This window comes from Streptomyces sp. LHD-70, assembly GCF_031157275.1.
Lineage (GTDB): Bacteria > Actinomycetota > Actinomycetes > Streptomycetales > Streptomycetaceae > Streptomyces.
On the sequence record NZ_JAVIFW010000017.1, the window covers coordinates 117,720 to 135,574 of the forward strand.

At 69.2% G+C, this 17,855-nt stretch carries 15 protein-coding genes; 4 read left to right on the forward strand and 11 right to left on the reverse strand.

All coding sequences use genetic code 11. The annotated features are described in order from the left end of the window. The first annotated feature begins 68 nt into the window (after window positions 1–68). The 3 genes from RCO28_RS29095 (at window position 69) to RCO28_RS29105 (ending at window position 1,925) form a co-directional block, all read left to right on the forward strand. Window positions 69–689, forward strand: a complete 621-nt coding sequence (locus tag RCO28_RS29095; protein ID WP_308944267.1) for a TetR/AcrR family transcriptional regulator — start codon at window positions 69–71, stop codon at window positions 687–689. Between the two features lie 322 nt (window positions 690–1,011). Continuing rightward, window positions 1,012–1,290 carry a hypothetical protein gene (locus RCO28_RS29100; protein ID WP_308944268.1) on the forward strand — a complete coding sequence of 93 codons (279 nt, stop codon included), beginning with the start codon at window positions 1,012–1,014 and terminating at the stop codon, window positions 1,288–1,290. 113 nt (window positions 1,291–1,403) lie between these two features. Then, entirely contained in the window at window positions 1,404–1,925 is a 522-nt protein-coding gene (locus tag RCO28_RS29105; protein ID WP_308944269.1) for a hypothetical protein, read from the forward strand. Between the two features lie 28 nt (window positions 1,926–1,953). Here the strand turns inward: RCO28_RS29105 and RCO28_RS29110 are convergent, their stop codons facing one another. The 8 genes from RCO28_RS29110 to RCO28_RS29145 form a co-directional block, all read right to left on the reverse strand. Next, the gene (locus tag RCO28_RS29110) at window positions 1,954–2,469 is read right to left on the reverse strand and encodes a hypothetical protein (protein WP_308944270.1); all 516 of its coding nucleotides are present in this window, start codon (window positions 2,467–2,469) and stop codon (window positions 1,954–1,956) included. 84 nt (window positions 2,470–2,553) lie between these two features. Further along, window positions 2,554–3,258 carry a uracil-DNA glycosylase gene (gene ung, locus RCO28_RS29115; RefSeq protein WP_308944271.1) on the reverse strand — a complete coding sequence of 235 codons (705 nt, stop codon included), beginning with the start codon at window positions 3,256–3,258 and terminating at the stop codon, window positions 2,554–2,556. Between the two features lie 124 nt (window positions 3,259–3,382). Further along, the gene (locus tag RCO28_RS29120; RefSeq protein WP_308944272.1) at window positions 3,383–4,966 is read right to left on the reverse strand and encodes an ABC transporter substrate-binding protein; all 1,584 of its coding nucleotides are present in this window, start codon (window positions 4,964–4,966) and stop codon (window positions 3,383–3,385) included. A gap of 150 nt (window positions 4,967–5,116) precedes the next feature. After that, window positions 5,117–5,872 carry an SDR family oxidoreductase gene (locus RCO28_RS29125; protein WP_308944273.1) on the reverse strand — a complete coding sequence of 252 codons (756 nt, stop codon included), beginning with the start codon at window positions 5,870–5,872 and terminating at the stop codon, window positions 5,117–5,119. 48 nt (window positions 5,873–5,920) lie between these two features. Then, on the reverse strand, window positions 5,921–6,682 hold the full coding sequence (gene fabG, locus RCO28_RS29130) for a 3-oxoacyl-ACP reductase FabG (RefSeq protein ID WP_308944274.1): 762 nt from the start codon (window positions 6,680–6,682) through the stop codon (window positions 5,921–5,923). Between the two features lie 178 nt (window positions 6,683–6,860). Beyond that, window positions 6,861–7,244, reverse strand: a complete 384-nt coding sequence (locus RCO28_RS29135; protein ID WP_308944275.1) for a DUF3037 domain-containing protein — start codon at window positions 7,242–7,244, stop codon at window positions 6,861–6,863. Further along, a complete protein-coding gene (locus tag RCO28_RS29140; RefSeq protein ID WP_308944276.1) occupies window positions 7,241–8,092 on the reverse strand; it encodes a HipA family kinase in 852 nt (283 codons plus the stop codon). Before RCO28_RS29140 ends, RCO28_RS29135 begins: the two co-directional genes overlap by 4 nt. A gap of 308 nt (window positions 8,093–8,400) precedes the next feature. Next, the gene (locus RCO28_RS29145) at window positions 8,401–9,012 is read right to left on the reverse strand and encodes a TetR/AcrR family transcriptional regulator (RefSeq protein WP_308944277.1); all 612 of its coding nucleotides are present in this window, start codon (window positions 9,010–9,012) and stop codon (window positions 8,401–8,403) included. 66 nt (window positions 9,013–9,078) lie between these two features. Here RCO28_RS29145 and RCO28_RS29150 point away from each other — a divergent pair, with 66 nt between their 5' ends. Beyond that, window positions 9,079–11,367: an MMPL family transporter gene (locus RCO28_RS29150; RefSeq protein ID WP_308944278.1), complete on the forward strand. Its 2,289-nt coding sequence runs from the start codon at window positions 9,079–9,081 to the stop codon at window positions 11,365–11,367. Window positions 11,368–11,436: 69 nt separating this feature from the next. On the opposite strand, the gene RCO28_RS29155 is transcribed toward RCO28_RS29150, so the two are convergent. The 3 genes from RCO28_RS29155 to RCO28_RS29165 all read right to left on the reverse strand — a co-directional run bounded on the left by RCO28_RS29155 (window position 11,437) and on the right by RCO28_RS29165 (window position 17,735). After that, complete coding sequence (locus RCO28_RS29155; protein WP_308944279.1) at window positions 11,437–12,372, reverse strand: M56 family metallopeptidase; 936 nt, start codon at window positions 12,370–12,372, stop codon at window positions 11,437–11,439. Next, window positions 12,369–12,746 carry a BlaI/MecI/CopY family transcriptional regulator gene (locus RCO28_RS29160; protein ID WP_308944280.1) on the reverse strand — a complete coding sequence of 126 codons (378 nt, stop codon included), beginning with the start codon at window positions 12,744–12,746 and terminating at the stop codon, window positions 12,369–12,371. Before RCO28_RS29160 ends, RCO28_RS29155 begins: the two co-directional genes overlap by 4 nt. 111 nt (window positions 12,747–12,857) lie before the next feature. Next, window positions 12,858–17,735, reverse strand: a complete 4,878-nt coding sequence (locus RCO28_RS29165) for a non-ribosomal peptide synthetase (protein WP_308944281.1) — start codon at window positions 17,733–17,735, stop codon at window positions 12,858–12,860. Between the last annotated feature and the right edge of the window lie 120 nt (window positions 17,736–17,855).

Below are 17,855 nucleotides of genomic sequence, written 5' to 3' on the forward strand. Positions count from 1 at the left end.
AACTACACCTGTAGTGCGTACGTGGACGACGTTACTACAGGTGTAGTCGTACGGGATAGGGTGACCCCATGCCTGAACGCCCACCCGTCTCCCCCCGCGCCCCTTCCTCCTCCCGGGCGGAGCTGATCGCCGACACCGCGATCACCCTGCTCGCCGAGCGCGGCATGCGGGGCCTCACCCACCGCGCGGTCGACGAGGCGGCGGGGCTGCCGCAGGGCTCCACCTCCAATCACGCGCGCACGCGGCTCGCCCTCCTGGAGGCCACCGTGCGACGGCAGGCGGAACGCGAGGCGCAGACGCTGATGCCGACGGAGATGCCCGACCCCGAGGGCGGCGCCGAGGCCCTGGCCGACACCCTGGCGCGCGCCCTGCACCGCGCCCTCACCGAGCACCGCCATCTCACCGTCTCCCGCTACGAGTTGGCCCTCGAAGCGACCCGCCGCCCCGAACTGCGCGCGTTCTACGACCAGCAGGGCGCGCAGTTCCGCACCATGGTCGAGTCCCTGCTGACAGCGGCCGGCTCCCCCGCCCCACGCCGCCACACCCTGTCCCTCGTGGCCTGGAGCGAGGGCCTGATGTTCGCCTGCGCGGCCGGCTCGTACCACGCGGAGGTCCCGTCCCTCGACGAACTACGGGCGGGATTCAGGGAGTTGCTGGGCGGGATGCTGGGGTGCGGTGAGCGCGGTTAGCGGAACTTCGGTGGCACGGGGCGCGCGGGGAGACCTCCGGGCGGCCCGGAGGGCGCGGCACCGTGGCCCGTCTCGATGGCCGTACTCGGTGTGCTGGGTGTACTCCTGACCGTCGCGGCCCCGCCGCTGCTCGTCGCCTTCCGCCAGGGCCCGGCCACGTTCATGGCCGTTGCCGTGACCGGCGCCGCGCTGTCCGGTCACGATCGCCGCGCTCAGCGCCCTGCTGACCGCCGCCTACGTCCTGCCCTCGCTCACCCTCGGCCACTGGCTGGCACGGCGCGCCGGGCACCGCGGGCTCGGCGGCGGGCGGCTCTGGCGATGGGTGGTCGTCGGCACCGCGCTCGGGCTGATCTCCACGGCTGTTCTGCCCACGCTGGTGCGGCTTCTGGTTGCCGGAGGCTCGGACTTGCGTCAGGCCCTCGGGGAGGGGCTGGTGTTCCCGGCCGCTCTCTGGGTGACCTCGACTCCGGCCGCGCTCGCCGCGCACACGACCCTGCAGCGCGAGGCGGCGGAACGACCGGTCCGGCCGGTCGGCGCCATCCTGCTCGGAGGGGTGCTGGTCTTCGCGGTCGAGCTGACGGTTCTTGCTGCGGCCCTCTGAACCGTCACCGCGCCCCCACCCCCGCCAGACACCGGCGGCCACGTTCACACGTGCGGGGCAATCTCCTCTCGATCTCTCGCTCAAGAGGCCGTCTGCACACCAGAGTTGCGCAGATGCACCGAACGAGGACCGCAGCGGCCCTGCTCATCGCCATGACCGCCTCGGCCGTCAGCGGCTGTGTCTCCGTGGGCGGGGTGGACGCGCCGCACTCCCGGTCCGACGCGTCCGAGTCCGCGTCCGAGTCCGAGCCCGCCCCGCAGGCCCGTGGCGACGCCGAGCCGCGCCTCGTCACCGCACCGGCCCATGAGGCGCTACGGATGATGAGGCCGGACGCCCCCGAGTCCAAGGACTACCTGCGCCTGCCCGAGCAGCCGAAGCACGACCGCGCCCCAGGAGTCGGTGCCGCACAGCCCGCACAGCCCGCACAGCCCGCACAGCCCGCCCAGCCCCGACAGCAGCACACCGGCGGGACCAACCACGCCGGCCCCGCCGACGACTCCCCCCTCCACGGCGCCCCCGCACGCCCGAAGTCGATGCTGCCCGAGGCCGACCTCTGCGGGCTCGGCGAGCGCTACGGGCGGTGGGCCCCGGACAGCCCGCAGGCGCGCATCTGCCGTGCGGAGTACGGGAGTTGAGCCGCCCGAGCCGGGACGGTGAGGCCGACTACTCCTCCCGGCGCGGCGGGCCCACCGGCCCGCCGTCCCCGCCCGCCCCGAGCCGCAGCTCCAGGCGTTCGATCGCGGCGCGGATGCCGTTGCCGTAGGCGTCGTCACCGAGGGTGCCGATGGCTCCGCGGGCGCGGCGGAGGTGGGCGCGGGCCTCGTCCTCGCGGTGGAGCTTCACATAGTCCGCCGCAAGGTTGAGGTGCAACGACGGGTAGAACGCGCGCACTTCGAGCGATCTGTGGTGCTGCTCGACCCGCTCGTCCGTCAGGACATCCGCGGCCGTCAGCGCTCGCAGGTCCCAGGCGAGCTCATCGGCCGGGTCGTCCTGGGTGTCCGCCATGTAGTGCGCGATCGTGACGCGGTGCAGCGGGTCGCCGTGCTCCCCGATCTCGGTCCAGAGCTCGAGGAGGCGGTTGCGCGCCTCCTCACGGTCGCCCGCGCGATGCAGCATGACTGCTTGCCCCGCCCGTGCCATCACGGCGTCCTCGGACGACTGCTCCTGCTGCTCCGCCACTGCGTTCTCCCGACTCGTACGACCATCTGCGAACAGCACCGACGCTATCCGCCACCACTGACAATCCAGCTCAGGCGCGGGCGCTCAGGAGACGAAGTCGGCCAGGTCGGGGATGCGCCAGTCGATGGGCGTGTGGCCCTGGGCGGCGACCGCCTTGTCGATCTGTGTGAAGGGCTGGGAGCCGAAGAACTTCTTCGCGGAGAGCGGCGAGGGGTGGGCGCCCTTCACCACGATGTGCCGCTCGGCGTCGATGAGCGGGAGCTTCTTCTGGGCGTAGTTCCCCCACAGCACGAAGACCGCCGGGTCGGGGCGGGAGGCGACCGCGCGGATCACGGCGTCCGTGAACTTCTCCCAGCCCTTGCCCTTGTGCGAGTTGGCCTCGCCCGCGCGGACCGTGAGAACGGCGTTCAGGAGCAGCACGCCCTGCCGGGCCCAGGGCATCAGATAGCCGTTGTCCGGGACGGGGGTGCCGAGCTCGGCCTGCATCTCCTTGTAGATGTTCCGCAGGGAGGGCGGGGTCTTCACGCCGGGGCGGACCGAGAAGCACAGGCCGTGGCCCTGGCCCTCGCCGTGGTACGGGTCCTGGCCGAGGACGAGCACCTTCACATCCTCGTACGGCGTGGCCTCCAGGGCGGCGAAGACCTGCTCGCGGGGCGGGTAGACGGGGCCCTTCGCGCGCTCCTCCTCGACGAACTCGGTGAGTTCCTTGAAGTAGGGCTTCTCCAGCTCCTCGCCGAGAACCTCGCGCCAGGACTCGGGGAGCAGGGCTGCGGTGGTCGGGTCCGTCACGTGAACAACCTCCAGTGTGCGGTCACTTCTCACCATCGAACCTACCGGCGACCACTGACAACGCCGAAGGGCGGCCGGAGTTCCGGCCGCCCTTCGGGGTCGTGCAGTGCACTCGGACCGCCGTCTACCAGCTGGTCTTCCGGCTCAGCTCCCACATCGTCATGATCGTCGAGGGGTCGAGGGCGCGCTCACCGCCGGCGATCTCCTCGGAGGCGGCGACGTACTGCTTGCCCTGCCACAGCGGCAGCAGCCGGGCGTCCTCGACGAGGATCTCCTGCGCCTTCTCGAACTCCTCGGCCACGGCGCCGCGGTCCGTCTCACGGCGCGACTGGGGCAGCAGCTGGTCGGTGATGCGCGGGCTGGCGTACGGGATGCCCAGGTTGTTGCGCTCGCCGACGAACGGCGCGATGAAGTTCTCCGGGTCCGGGAAGTCGGGGAACCAGCCGCGGCCGAAGACGGGGTACTCGCCGCTGCGGAAGCCCTTCTCGAACTCCTTCCAGGGGCGGCCCTTGACCGTCACGTCGAAGAGGCCGGAGGCCTCCAGCTGGCGCTTGATCTCCTCGAACTCCGTCTTGGTGACCGAGCCGTAGCGGTCCGTGGCGTACCAGAGGGTCAGCGGGACGGGGTCCGTGATGCCCGCTTCGCTGAGGATCTTCTTCGCCTTGGAGGGGCTGGGCTTTCCGTACGTGTCGAAGAAGCCCGTGGTGTGGCCGGCGACGCCGGTCGGGACCATCGAGTAGAGCGGTTCGACGGTGTCCTTGTAGATGTTGTGCACGATCGCGCCGCGGTCGATGACCTGAGCGACGGCCTCGCGCACAGCGGGGTTCTTCGCCCAGCGGTCCTTGGGGTTGAACACCAGGAAGCGGGTCTCCGTGCCGGCGCCCTCGACGAGCTGGAGCTTGTTCTCGCCGGCGGCGGTGCCCTGGAGGTCGACGATGTCCTGCGAGGTCAGACCGCGGAACGTGACGTCGATGTCGTGCTTCTTCAGGGCCTTCACCATGGTGCCGGAGTCCTGGAAGTACCGGATGGTGACGGCGTTGTTCTTGTGCTCGGCGAAGCCCTTGTAGTTCGGGTTCCTGGTGAGTTCGGCGGTCTTGCCGACCTCGTACGAATCGAGTTGGTACGGGCCGGAACCGACGATGCTGCTCTCCTTGCGGAGCGAGTTCGCCGGGTACTCCTGCGGGTCCACGATCGACATGGCCGGGGTGGCGAGGACGAACGGGAAGGTCGCGTCGGCCTTCTTCAGGTGGAAGGTGACATCGCGGTCGCCGTCGGTCGTGACGCGTTCGAGACTGCCGAGCAGACCCGCGGGGCCGCCCTCGACGCCGATCTTGCCGATCCGGTCGATGGAGTGCTTCACGGCCTTGGCGTCGAGCGGGTCGCCGTCGGAGAACTTCAGGCCCTCGCGCAGCTTGCAGTGGTACGCGGTGTTCGACTCGTCGGTGAACTCGCAGGCCTCGGCGGCGTCCGGCTCGGGCGTCGCGGCGCCGGTCGGGTAGCTGACCAGCGTCTGGTAGACGTTCCGGTACAGCTCCCAGGATCCGTCCCAGGCCGCGGCGGGGTCGAGGGTGCTGGGCGCACTGGTGGTGCCGACGACGATGGGCTTTTCCTCGTCGGTACTTTCGGAAGTGAAGACACCGCATCCCGCGAGCAGGGATATGGACGCAAGAGTCGCAGCGGCCTGCAGACTTCGGGTCCGGTTGAACACGCGCACGCTCCTCGATCAACCACGCCAGGGGGTTGGCGCACCTTACCGCAGTGCCCTGCCGGGCCAACGTTCAGGCCGGGCAGGGCACTTGATGTACCGACTCGTCTCATTCAGCCGGTACGCGGGCTACGCACCGGCTTGACCGTTTGGTCAGCCGACGCCCGCATTGAGGAAAATGCCGCCGTCCACGACGAGCGTCTGCCCGGTGACCCAGTCCGACTGGTCCGAGGTGAGGAACGCGGCGGCCCCGCCGATGTCCGCAGGCACGCCGAGGCGGCCGAGCGGGTAGGCGGAGGTGACCTCCTCCTCGCGGCCCTCGTACAGCGCCTTGGCGAACTTGGTCTTCACCACGGCGGGCGCGATGGCGTTGACCCGCACCTTGGGCGCGAACTCGTGCGCCAGCTGCAGCGTCAGGTTGACCATCGCGGCCTTGCTCATGCCGTACGCGCCGACGAACGGGGAGGCCGAGACGCCGGCGATGGAGGCGATGTTGACGATCGCGCCGCCGTTCTCGGACTGCCAGGCCTTCCAGGTCCGCTGGGCGAAGCCGAGCGCCGAGATCACGTTGGTCTCGAAGACCTTGCGCGCGACGTTCAGGTCCATGTCGGCCATCGGCCCGAACACCGGGTTCGTACCGGCGTTGTTGACCAGGAAGTCGACCCGGCCGAAGGCCTCCATGGCGCGCTCCACGGCGACGGCCTGGTGGGCCTCGTCGTGCGCCTTGCCGGCGACGCCGATGACCCGGTCGGCGCCGAGCTTCTCGACGGCCTCCTTGAGCGCGTCCTCGTTGCGTCCCGTGATGCAGACCCGGTCGCCGCGGGCGACGAGCGCCTCGGCGATGCCGTATCCGATGCCGCGGCTCGCGCCCGTGACGAGCGCGGCCCGCCCGCTGTCCTGCACGGTCATGTTCTGCTTCCTTTACGTCCCGTATGGGTCTGTCGGGGTGCGGCCGGGTCAGTTGAGCGGGCCGCCGGCGACGTACATGACCTGGCCGGAGACGAAGCCCGCGGCGTCGCCGGTGAAGAAGGCGATGGCGTTGGCGATGTCGTCGGGGCGGCCGACGCGCTGGACCGGGATCTGGGTGGCGGCCGCGGCCTGGAAGTCCTCGAAGCCCATGCCGACGCGCTCGGCGGTGGTCTTGGTCATCTCGGTGACGATGAAGCCGGGGGCGACGGAGTTGGCGGTGATGCCGAACTTGCCGAGCTCCTTGGCGAGGGTCTTGGTGAAGCCCTGCAGACCGGCCTTGGCCGCCGAGTAGTTGACCTGGCCGCGGTTGCCGAGCGCGGAAGAGCTGGACAGGTTGACGACCCGGCCGAAGCCCGCGTCCACCATGTGCTTCTGGCAGGCCTTCGACATCAGGAAGGCGCCCCGCAGGTGCACGTTCATGACCGTGTCCCAGTCGGAGGCGCTCATCTTGAAGAGCAGGTTGTCGCGGAGCACGCCCGCGTTGTTGACGAGGATCGTGGGAGCGCCGAGCTCGTCCGCGATCCGGGCCACGGCGGCCTCGACCTGTGCCTCGTCGGAGACGTCGCAGCCGACGGCGATCGCCTTGCCGCCGGCGGCCTGGATCTGCTCGACGGTGTCCTTGCAGGCGGCCTCGTCGAGGTCGATGACGGCGACGGCGCGGCCTTCGGCGGCCAGTCGGATCGCGGTGGCGGCGCCGATGCCGCGCGCGGCTCCGGTGACTACGGCGACGCGCTGCTCGGTGGTGGACATGCTGGTTCTCCCTCGCCCTTGGAATGCGGCTCTCGCGGCGCTCTCGCCAGGACTTTTCCCCAGGGGGGTGAGCGACCGCTTAGTACCTACGCATCCGTGACGCTAGAAGCCCTGGCACCCGGTGTCAACGGCCCACCGGTGTCCAGGGCTTCTCGAGGGACGGAGTTCAGCCTCGGGCTCAGCGCACGAGGAGGTCCAGGAGCCGCTCCACCTCGGCCTCCGGGTCGGCCGTCAGACCGGAGTGCACGGGGCCCGGCTGGACCACCGTGGAGCGGGGCGCGATCAGCCAGCGGAAGCGCCGGCCGATGTCGTCCCGCGCCGCCTGGCCCGCGTCCTCGCCGCCCCGGCAGACTCCTTCGACGGCGCGCAGCGCGGCCCGTACGCCCGCGACGTCCGCCGCCGGGTCGAGCGCGGTCAGCTTGCGCTCGTCGAGGTGGGTGCGGGCGGCCACGAAGGACTTGGCGCGGCAGTAGACCACCACGCCCGCGTTGAACTGCTCGCCGCGCTCCACGCGAGGGACCACCCGCAGCAGCGCGTACTCGAACACATCGCGCTCGCTCATTCGCCCGCGCCCTTCTTGTCCTTGGTGGGGTGCGGCCACGGAGTGAGGTGGTCGGTGAGCCACCCCGGCGCGTTGGACTGCTTGCGCTCGACGCGCGGGCCGAGGGTGATCCGCTCGGCGAGGCCCTTTACTCGCGCGTGCAGCACGTCGACGTACGCGCGGCGCAGTTCGTCCGGGCTGTCGAAGCCGGGCTCGTCGACCAGCCACTCATCGGGGACGTCGGCGGCGACCTCGGTGAGGAGTTCCTCCGTCACGCGCGGCGCGAGTTCGGCGGCGGCCGCGGCGACGTCCGGGCCGAAGGGCGCGAGCGCGTGGTCGGAGGCGTCGTACGGCTTCGCGGCGGCGACCTGGGCGGTGCGCCAGTTGTGGTGCCAGATCATGCTCGCGCCATGGTCGATCAGCCACAGGTCGCCGTGCCACACCAGCATGTTCGGGTTCCGCCAGGACCGGTCGACGTTGTTGATCAGCGCGTCGAACCAGACCACCCGCCCCGCCTCGGCGGCGCTCACCTCGTACGCGAGCGGGTCGAAGCCGAGGGAGCCCGGCAGGTAGTCCATGCCGAAGTTGAGGCCGCCGCTGGCCTTGAGCAGCTCCTGCACCTCCTGGTCCGGCTCGGCCAGGCCGATCACGGGGTCGAGCTGGATCTGCACCAGGTCGGGCACCCGCAGCCCCAGCCGACGCGCCAACTGCCCGCAGACGACCTCCGCGACGAGCGTCTTGCGGCCCTGGCCGGCCCCGGTGAACTTCATGACGTATACGCCGAGGTCGTCAGCCTCGACGAGTCCGGGCAGAGATCCACCCTCACGTAGTGGGGCGACATATCGGGTGGCAGTGACTTCTGCAAGCATTATCCCAGGTTATAGGGCCGCACAGCTTGCCGATCCAAGGAGCTCTTTCGAGAGCTGACCTCTACCGCAGGAGCTTCACCGGTAGCGCCGGGGAGGATCTGGAGAGTGTGCAGGCGAACGTACCGAGATCTGCCCGCCACCCATTGCCTCGAGGGAGAATCTGGGGAGATTCAGCCTGAGGACCCGCACCACCGCAGGAGTTGGCCAGGCAGCACCCCGGGCGCACATGTCCTCACATGGTGGACACGCTCGACCGGCTGCTCGACGGCACCTTCCTTCGAGCAACGCGCTGAGCAGCCGCCCCTCCCTCAGCTTCCGCCCGCAGTGGACACTCCCCGCAGAACTGAAGCCAACAACCCAGTCACCAGCTCCCCCGCCTCCGCCCTCGCAGCCTTCTTGTCCTCCGCCTCACCGATGGCCAGCGCGGTTTCGCTGACCATCCTGAAGAGGACGCGAGTCAGCAGGGGGCTGGGGGCGATTCGGGCGCCGCTGTCGGCCAGCTCGACGAGCATGGAATCGAGCAGCCCCATCATGCGCGCCTCGATCTCGCGGCACCGCTCCCAGCCGAGCACAGCAGGTCCTTGCTGAAGGCAGATGCGCTGGTACTCGTCGTCCAGGCAGGCATCGAGGAATGCGTTCAAGCCGCTGGTCATGCGTTCCCACGGATCGTCTGCGTTGCCGCCCGCATTCATCACGGTTTCGGCGATCCGCTCGTTGACGCCCTCCAGGACGTGCTCGAAGAGCGCCTGCTTGCTCGAGAAGTGGTGGTACAGCGCTCCCTTGGTGACGCGCGCGGAAGCCGCGACCTCGTCCAACGAGGTATGAGCGAAGCCCTTCTCCGTGAACAGGCGCGCTGCCGAATCCAGCAGTGCCGCGCGGGTGGCCTCGACGTACTCCTGGCGACGCGTCTTGACAGTCATGACCGCAGGTTATTACATACTCTCGGTATGTCGCCATCTCTAAGAATGAAACCTCCGGGGGGATAGATGTTTGCCCGTCTCGCGTCGCTGGCCATGCGCCGGCGCCGCCTCGTCTTCGTAGTCGCTGTGCTGGGGTTCGCGATCGCCGCGGCGATCGCTGCGCCGGCGATGAAGGTCCTTTCCGCAGGCGGTTTCGAGGACCCGAAGGCGGAGTCGTCGATCGCCAAGGAGGTGCTGCGCGAGCGCTTCGACACGGGTGAACCGAACTTCATCCTCGTGGCGCGGGCACCGGGACAGGTCGACAGCGGCGAAGCCGAGGCCGCAGGCCGCGATCTCACCCGCAAGCTCACCGATCAGGACGGCGTCGCCGAGGTCTCCTCGTACTGGACCGGCGGACCGGCGGCCGACGGGCTGCGGTCGGAGGACGGGCGGTCGGCCCTCATCCTCGCCCGTCTCAGCGGGGACGACGACGAGGCGCTGAAGACGGCGAAACGCCTCGCCCCTCGCGTCACCGGTGAGCAGGGCGTGCTGTCGGTGAAGTCGGGCGGCCGGGCGGAATTCAACCGCCAGGGCTCTGAGCGCATCACCACCGACCTCGCCCGGGCCGAGGGCATCGCGGTTCCGATCACCATCCTGCTGCTCGTGCTGGTCTTCGGATCAGGTATGGCCGCGCTCATGCCCCTCGCGGTGGCGGGCTTCTCCGTGATCGGCTCGCTTGCCGTGCTGCGGCTGCTCAACGAGGTGACGGACGTATCGATCTTCGCGGCCAACCTCTCCACGGCGCTCGGCCTGGGACTGGCCATCGACTACTCGCTCTTCATCATCAGCCGGTACCGCGAGGAGTTGAAGAAGGGGGCCGAGACCGCCACAGCACTGCGTACGACTCTCCGTACAGCGGGGCGGACTGTCGTCTTCTCCGCCGTCACCGTGCTGCTGTCCCTGGCTGCGCTCCTGGTGTTCCCGCTGTACTTCCTGCGGTCCTTCGCCTACGCGGGCATCGGTGTGGTGCTGTTCGCGACGCTCGGCGCCCTGGTGCTGCTGCCGGCGCTGCTGGCTGCGCTGGGCGGCCGGATCGACAAGTTCGACCTGATGGCGAAGCTCCGCCGGGGGCCGAAGAAGGAGAAGCGCCCCGAGGACGGTTTCTGGCACCGTCTCGCCACTGGTGTCATGCGGCGCCCGCTGCCCGTGCTCACGGTTGTCCTCGTCGTGCTGGCGATCGTGGTCATGCCCTTCACCAAGGCGTCGTTCGGGCTGCCCGACGACCGTGCGCTGCCCAAGGATCTGGCCGCCGCCCAGGTGGGCGATGCCGTGCGTACGGAGTTCTCCACGCCAACCGGCCGGGACCTGAAGGTCGTCCTCCCCGATGCCCGGCCGTCCGACAGCGAACTCACCGACTACGCAACCGTCTTGTCCGAGGTGTCGGACGTCGAGCGTGTGGATACGGCCACCGGCAGCTTCCAGGACGGGAAGCAGATCGCGCCGCCCGTATCGGGCTCGGAGAAGATGTTCACCGAAGCGGACGGAGCCTGGCTGGCTCTGACGACCGATGTGGAGGGCTACTCGGAAGCAGGCAAGGACCTGGTGGGCAAGGTGCGGGACGCACAGCCTCCCGCCGGCACGGCAGCACTCGTGGCGGGCACGGCGGCCACCTACGCCGACACTCTGGACAGCCTCTGGTCCGCCCTGCCCTGGGCCGTGCTGATCATCGCGCTACTGACCTTCACGCTGCTGTTCCTGTTCACGGGCAGCGTGATCATGCCGCTCAAGGCCATCGTGCTGAATCTGCTCAGCCTCACGGCGACGTACGGGGCCATGGTGTACGTCTTCCAGGACGGCAACCTGCAGTGGCTCACGGGTGACTTCACCGTCACCGGCTACATCGACGTCACCATGCCGATTCTGATGTTCTGCGTCATTTTCGGCCTGTCGATGGACTACGAAGTCTTCCTTCTCTCCCGTATCAAGGAGGAGTTCGACCGCACCGGCGACAACGAGGCAGCGGTGGCTAGGGGGTTGGAGAGCACGGGCCGTCTCATCACCGCGGCGGCAGCACTGCTCGCCATCTTCTTCGTGGCGCTCGTCAGCGCCGGCGTCACGCACGTCAAGATGCTGGGCCTGGGTACAGCCCTTGCCATCCTGATGGACGCGGTCGTCATCCGCGGTCTGCTGGTTCCCGCGTTCATGCGGCTGGCCGGGCGGGCGAACTGGTGGGCGCCGGGTCCCCTGCGGCGACTGCACGACAAGATCGGATTCAGCCACGGCCCGTCGGCCGACGAGGAGCAGGACACGGCGTCCTCCAACGAGCTCGGCGGCGCCCCCGCGGTACGCGAATCGCGCGAGCATGTGACGCAGTAGCGCACGAAGCGCCGAAAAGGCAGAGGGCCGGCCCCGGGAGGCCGGCCCTCTTCTGCTGCTTCGCGGCGATCAGCACCAGAGGCTCACCGTGGCGACGCAAACAGCCGACGGGGTCGCCACCAGTCCGAGCATCCAGCAAGCCCCGGCTCCGTACGCCGACTTGGAACCGTATGCGGTGCCCGAGTCGAGGAGCCGGTTGATGCGCTCGGCCACGTCCCCGCCGGAGGCGTGCAACGCCCCGGCCCCCGCAACCGGAGCGTTCTCCACTCGGCCCGCAGCGAGCCGGGCGAGCCCGCGGGCCAGGACGTCCGCCCGGACCTGTCGCGCTGCGGCGTCGTCCGCCGCCATTTCCACAAGGCGGGCTACGGCCCCCTTCGCCTCCGCGAAGAGGGGGACCCAGGCCATTGCGTGAGCCACAGAGCCGGTGAAGCACATGATGTAGTGGTGGCGGCCACGGAGGTGGGCCCTCTCGTGCTCCATCACCGCTGCCAGCTCGGCCCTCGACAGCATCTTCAGGGCCGCTGTCGTCAGGACTATGCGCCCGCCGTGGGCCGCCACACAGTAGGCCGCCGGGCACGCGTGGTCGATGGCTACGGCGGAAGTGTCACGCAAGCCGACTCGGTGGCCCAACAGGTCCACCGCGGCGACGTGGTTCTGCTGACGACGACGCCAACGCAAGTGGTTGCGCAGCAGAACCGTGCTCACCCTCAGCGGCACCCCGACTGCGATCGCGGCTCCTGCAACAGTGGTGAGCACCCTCAGGCTGTCCGGAGAAAGATGGGCGACCCACCGTACGCAGCACTGCCAGATCAGCGCGTGCACAGCGGTGCCCGCAAGCTCAAGCCCTAGGAAGACGAACGAGGCCAGGGCCGAGACGACCATGCCGAGCCATAAACCGATGGCCAGACGTGGCGCTCGGATCGGCCAGCGCGCCCGGGCGAGGAGCGGCGGCGCGAGTACTGCCGCCACCAGCAGATACATCGCTTGGAAGGCTGCACCCGTCATGCCCTGTCCTCGTCGCCGAGCGCACGCCGGATAGCGGCCTGCAGATCGGGGGATTCGCTCGCGGCGACACGTTCGACGAAGTGGAGCAGCACCGACTCCGGGTCGCCACTGCCGCTGAGGGCCTCCGCCATGAGCCGGGCGGTACAGGCCTCGCGCGTCTCGTGCGGCTGGTACAAGTACTGCTTGCCTTGCCGCGTGCGGTCGAGCCAGCCCTTCTTGTTGAGCTTGGCCATCGTGGACATGACGGTGGTGTAGGCCAGCGCCGCGGGGCGTTCCGCGTTCATCGCGTCCACCACGTCACGGACCGGCAGTGGCCGGCCGGCGGCCCACAGCCGTTCCATCACCTCGGCTTCCAGTGACCCCAGATTCCACACGCTGCGCCTCCGCTCGATTCCCGGCATGGTACCGGTGCCCGCCGACGCCACAACGCGCAGCGGCGTTCCCGGTGATGGCCCAGGAACGCCGCAGCAGGAGGTACAGGGCGACTAGCCGACGGTCCCAGTAGACAGCCAGTGGCGGAAGGAGTCTGCGAGAGCCGCACCACGGCAGTCTGTCGACCGACCGCCAGGCGCCTGCTCGCGCCTGTCGATCGATCCCAACTCCGACACGAAGCTCTTCAGCAGCTGTTCTGCCGCCGCGCGCTCGGAGCCGGCGGACGTGATGCCGACCAGCAATGCGCCGTCGACGGTGCCGCAGAGGAGCTCGAACCGGTGCCGCAGCGGTGTGGCGGCGTGCTGCAGCGGTCCCGGGCGATGGGCGGACGGCGCCAGGCGCGGATGCGCGTACAACTCATCAACTGCGCCAAGGTAGTTGAACGCGAAGTCAGCGCCTCCTGCTCGACCGTCCACGTGAGCCGCCGTACCGTACTCCGCCAGGGCGTGGTCGAGGCCGCCGTTGGACTGGGCGGAACGCGCCGCAAGCACGGCCTCGGTCACCCGCCGGGCGTCGCCGACCGCCGGGACCCGCAGGGGATAGCGGACCGAGAGCCTGCCGACCGTGCGGGAGAGATCGCCCACGGTGTCCGGCAGCGCGGCAGCACGGCCATGACCGTCGACCTCGACGTCGATGGCGTCGCCGAACCGGCAATCGCGCGCGGCGCGGGCGAGCGCCGCCAGCAGAACGTCACCGATCGTCGCGGCTCCTTGCGCGTGCGCCCTCAGCCGGTCGACGGTTGCCGAGTCCACAACTTCGATGAGGGTTTCCGCCTCACCAACCGTACCCACGGGGACTCCTGACACCGATCCGGTCGAAGCATGCGCACGCGAACTGTGGTCGGCCAGCTGGTGGGCCCAGGCGGCCGCCGGCAAGGAGGCAGGAGGAAGCTCAGCCTCTCCCTCCTCGGCGATCTGGTCGTGCGCGGTGAGGAGTTCGTCGAGCACAAGGCGCATGGAGAAGTTGTCCACCACCAACCAGTGTGCGATCAGCAGGAGTTCGGGCCGGCGGTTGTTCCCGCAGTCGAAGTACAGGACCCGCAGGAGCGGCGGCTCGGCCAGATCGAAGCTCCGCTGAGCCTGCGCGGCGCGTTCTTCGATGACGCGGTCCTGGTCCTCGGCAGGCAAGTCGGCCAGATCGAGCCACTCCAAGGGAGTGGTCGAAAGCTCCTTGGCGGGGCGGACCTCCTGCTGCCAGCCGTCGCGCTGGAGGACGAAGCCGGTACGCAGCGCGTCATGGCGAGCGATCACGGTGCGCAGCGCGACCCGCAGGGCCACCTTGTCCAGGGGCTCGGCCAACTCGAAGAACAGGGCGTAGTTGTGATGCTGGGCGGCCTCTTCACTCAGTCCGGACAGCAGCATCGCCTGCGCGGGGAGCAGCGGTGCGGGTCCCGTTGCCTCGGTCGGCGCGGCCGAAGTGCTGGGCGCTGCCAGTGTGGCGACCCGGGCGAGCGCGGAGATCGTCGGGTTCTCGAAGAACTGCCGGGGTGTCAGGGCGAGTCCGGCCTCGGCAGCCTTGCTGATGACTCTGAGCGCGAGCAGTGAGTCGCCGCCCAGGTCCCCGAAGACATCGTGGATGCCGACCGTGTCGGTGGGGAGAATCTCCGTCCAGATGTCCTTGAGGCGTCGCTCGATGTCGTTACGTGGCGAGTCGCCGCTGTCCTCAGGAACGTCGGTGGGCGCCGCGGCAGCCGTGGGCTGCGGTGCGGGGAGAGCACCGCGGTCGACCTTGCCGTTGGCCGTGAGCGGCAGTGCGTCGAGCATCACGAACGCGCGCGGCAGCATGTAGTCGGGCAGCGCGGCTGCGAGATGCTCCCGCAGGGATGCCGTGAGCGTTTCGGGATCGTCGGTGGTGTGTGTGAAGGAGTTCGGGATGAGGTAGGCGGTGAGTTGGTTGTTGTTGGCGGTGACGATGGCGTCCTTGACCGACGGGTGTGCGTTGAGTTGGGCCTCGATCTCGCCGAGCTCGATGCGGTAACCGTTGATCTTCACCTGATGGTCGTTGCGCCCCAGGAACTCGATCGACCCATCCAGCAGATACCGGCCCAAGTCGCCGGTCCGATACAGCCGCTCCCCTGTGACCGGGTGGGTGAAGAACCGCTCCGCCGTCTTGTCCGCATCACCCCAGTACCCGCGAGCCACCCCGACACCGCCGATGAAAAGCTCGCCGGGAACCCAGGTCGGGGCAGGTTCCAGCCGCGCATCGAGCACCGCAAAGGACTGGTTGGCCAACGGACGACCGTACGGAATGCTCCGCCAATCCGGATCCACCTCACCGATCGGGTGGTGGATGGACCAGATCGACGCCTCCGTTGCACCGCCCAGGCTGATGACGGTGGCGTCGGGGACGGTTTCCTGGATGCGGCCGGGCAGGGCGAGCGGAATCCAGTCACCACTCAGGAGCACCAGCCGCAGCCCCTCGACCGACTCACCGTTGGCGGCCGCGTAGTCGGTGAACATCTCCATCAACGCCGGAACCGAATTCCACACCGATACGCCGTATTCGCGGGCCGTCTCCAGCCAGACCGCGGGGTCGCGGTGGGCGTCCAGGCCCGGCAGCACGACCGCGCCGCCCACCGCGAACATCCCGAAAACATCCCACACCGACAGGTCGAAGCTCAGGGACGACAGGGCCAGTACCCGGTCCGAACTCCCCACCCCGAAACGGTCGTTGATGTCGATGATCGTGTTGGCCGCGCCACGGTGGTCGATCATCACACCCTTCGGCTCGCCCGTCGAACCCGACGTGAAGATCACATACGCCAGATCCTCCGGACCCGCCACCGCCCCCAGCCGACCGTCATCGACGGCCGACCACTCCCGCTCGTCATCAACGGCCAGCACCGTCACCCCGGGCGGCCACTCGACCATCTCCACAAGATGCGACTGGGTCAGCACCATCCGGCAGCCACCCCGCTCCAGAATCCGCCGCACCCGCTCGGTCGGCCATCCCCCGTCGACGGGAAGGTACGCCGCCCCCGAATACAACACGCCCAGCGCGGCGACGGGCTGCTCCCAGCCCTTGTCCATCACCACACCCACCAACTCATTCAGGCAGGCGCCCAGCTCGCGCAGCCGCCGCCCGATCCGCGACGCCAACCGGTCGCACTCCCCATAACTCAGCCTCCGCCCCGGAGCGATCACCGCAGGAGCATCACCCCGCTCAGCCAGAAACCCGCCCAGCTCATGCAACAGCCCCTCGGGAACCGCCGCGGCCGTCGAGTTCGCCTCCGTACGGGCCACCAGGTCCGAGGCCGGCGCCATCCCCAGCGCAGCCGTATCCCATACCTCGCCGTCATCGGCCAGACGTTCCACCAGCCCGGTGAACGCCGTGAATGCCGCATCCACCAAACCATCAGGGAACAGTTCCTCCACCACGGCCCACTGCACACGCAACTCACCGCCCAACTCGAACACCTGGCATTCGATGGCGACCTGCGGGGCCGTGGCAGACACATGGGCAAGGCCACGGAACCAGTCGGGCATGTTCTCGCCGTCGAGGTCCTGGCCGAGGACGGCATCGAACACGTACGGCATGGTGGTGCGGCTTCCGTCACCACTCCGGGCGAGTTCGCGCAGGACCTGAACGCCGCTGAACGCGCGATGCTCGAACCCCTCCCAGAACCGGTCCTGGAGAGCGGCTATCTGGTCGCAGGCCGGCGCGTCAGCATCCGCATCCACGGCCACCAGAACCTGGGAGGTGAATTCGCCGACGACACGGTCGATGTCCGGGTGCACCGGAAGCCGGTCGTTCACCGTCAGATTGAGCGTGAACTCATCCGTCGCCGACCATGCCCGCAGCGTCGCCGCGTACGCCCAGCACAGCACCATCGACGGAGTCAGACCGTGGCGCAGCGCAGCCTGACGCAGCCGCGCCCACTGCTCGGCTCCCAGTCCGAACGACCGCGACGAGAACCGCGCAGACGTCACGGACTCTGCGGCCACACGCAACGGCAGCTCCGGCGCCGCAGGCAGCTCGGCCAACCGCCCCAGCCAGTGCTCCCGCGCCGCGGCGAATACGGCGGAGTCCTCCGCCACCTCCAACGCCCGCACATAGTCCCGGAACGACACCTCGGGGGCCGGGTCCAGGTGTCCGCCCGCGTTGAGGGACAGCCATTCGCCGACAATCCGGCGAATGCTCGGCGCGTCTGCGATCAGGAGGTCGATGGCGAAGTACAGGACGCAGCGATCTCCCTCGACCCGGCTGACAGCGATCTCGAACAGGGGCCACTCCCCGGGATCCCGCACCCGGCCGGAGATCTCCGCACGCAGCGTCTCCAGGCGCTCTCGCCGATTCCCTTCCTCCAGACCACGCAGGTCATGCACCGCGAACCGGTAGCCGGGCACCTCCTCCAGCACCCGCTGCAGACCGTCGTCCGTGAACACCGTCCGCAGCATCCCGTGCCGCGACACCACGGCATCCCAGGCCACCTCCAAGGCCGACACATCAACCGCGTCCGCCTCGATCTCCGCGTAGAACGCCGCCGGCACATCCCCCAGCGCGAAGAAACCGCCCCGCCCCAACAGGTACGCCTGCTGCAGATCCGTCAGCGCATACGGCTCACAACGTCCCGCCACGTCAGGGACGAGTCGTTCGCGCTGACCCGTGCGGGGCGCCTCGTCCATGAGGTCGAGGGCGGTCTCGGCGAGTTCGCGGGCGGTCACCGGGTGGCGCAGCATCGACAGGCCCAGCTCAACGCCGAAACGTGCGTCGAGGACGGCGTTGAGTTCCACCGCGGTGAGCGATTCGAGTGTGGCCGTCGTGTGGGTGTCGGAGTCGATGTCGAGGGTGTCGGTGGTGATGAGGAACGTCCGTAGGGCCTCGGCGAGCAGGCGACATCGCCTGTCGCGGTCTTTCTCATCCAGCAACGTCGAGGGGAAGTCGGGGTCGGCGAGGCCTTGGCCGGAGGCGGGCGTGGGCGCGGTGTTCATGGGGATCTCCTCGACGTCACAGCACTGATGCAGAGGCCGACGCTCCCCGGGTGGCCGCGCGACGACAACGTCCGTCGGTACAGGGCTTTGGCGGGTGACCGATCGGCTACCTCGTCAGAT

Coding starts and splice junctions, on each gene's coding strand:
- RCO28_RS29125 (WP_308944273.1), bottom strand. CDS start 5,872: ATGACCGTGCAGGACAGCGGGCGGGCCGCGCTCGTCACGGGCGCGAGC.
- RCO28_RS29135 (WP_308944275.1), bottom strand. CDS start 7,244: ATGAGCGAGCGCGATGTGTTCGAGTACGCGCTGCTGCGGGTGGTCCCT.
- RCO28_RS29105 (WP_308944269.1), top strand. CDS start 1,404: ATGCACCGAACGAGGACCGCAGCGGCCCTGCTCATCGCCATGACCGCC.
- fabG (WP_308944274.1), bottom strand. CDS start 6,682: ATGTCCACCACCGAGCAGCGCGTCGCCGTAGTCACCGGAGCCGCGCGC.
- RCO28_RS29150 (WP_308944278.1), top strand. CDS start 9,079: ATGTTTGCCCGTCTCGCGTCGCTGGCCATGCGCCGGCGCCGCCTCGTC.
- RCO28_RS29140 (WP_308944276.1), bottom strand. CDS start 8,092: ATGCTTGCAGAAGTCACTGCCACCCGATATGTCGCCCCACTACGTGAG.
- RCO28_RS29155 (WP_308944279.1), bottom strand. CDS start 12,372: ATGACGGGTGCAGCCTTCCAAGCGATGTATCTGCTGGTGGCGGCAGTA.
- RCO28_RS29095 (WP_308944267.1), top strand. CDS start 69: ATGCCTGAACGCCCACCCGTCTCCCCCCGCGCCCCTTCCTCCTCCCGG.
- RCO28_RS29165 (WP_308944281.1), bottom strand. CDS start 17,735: ATGAACACCGCGCCCACGCCCGCCTCCGGCCAAGGCCTCGCCGACCCC.
- RCO28_RS29145 (WP_308944277.1), bottom strand. CDS start 9,012: ATGACTGTCAAGACGCGTCGCCAGGAGTACGTCGAGGCCACCCGCGCG.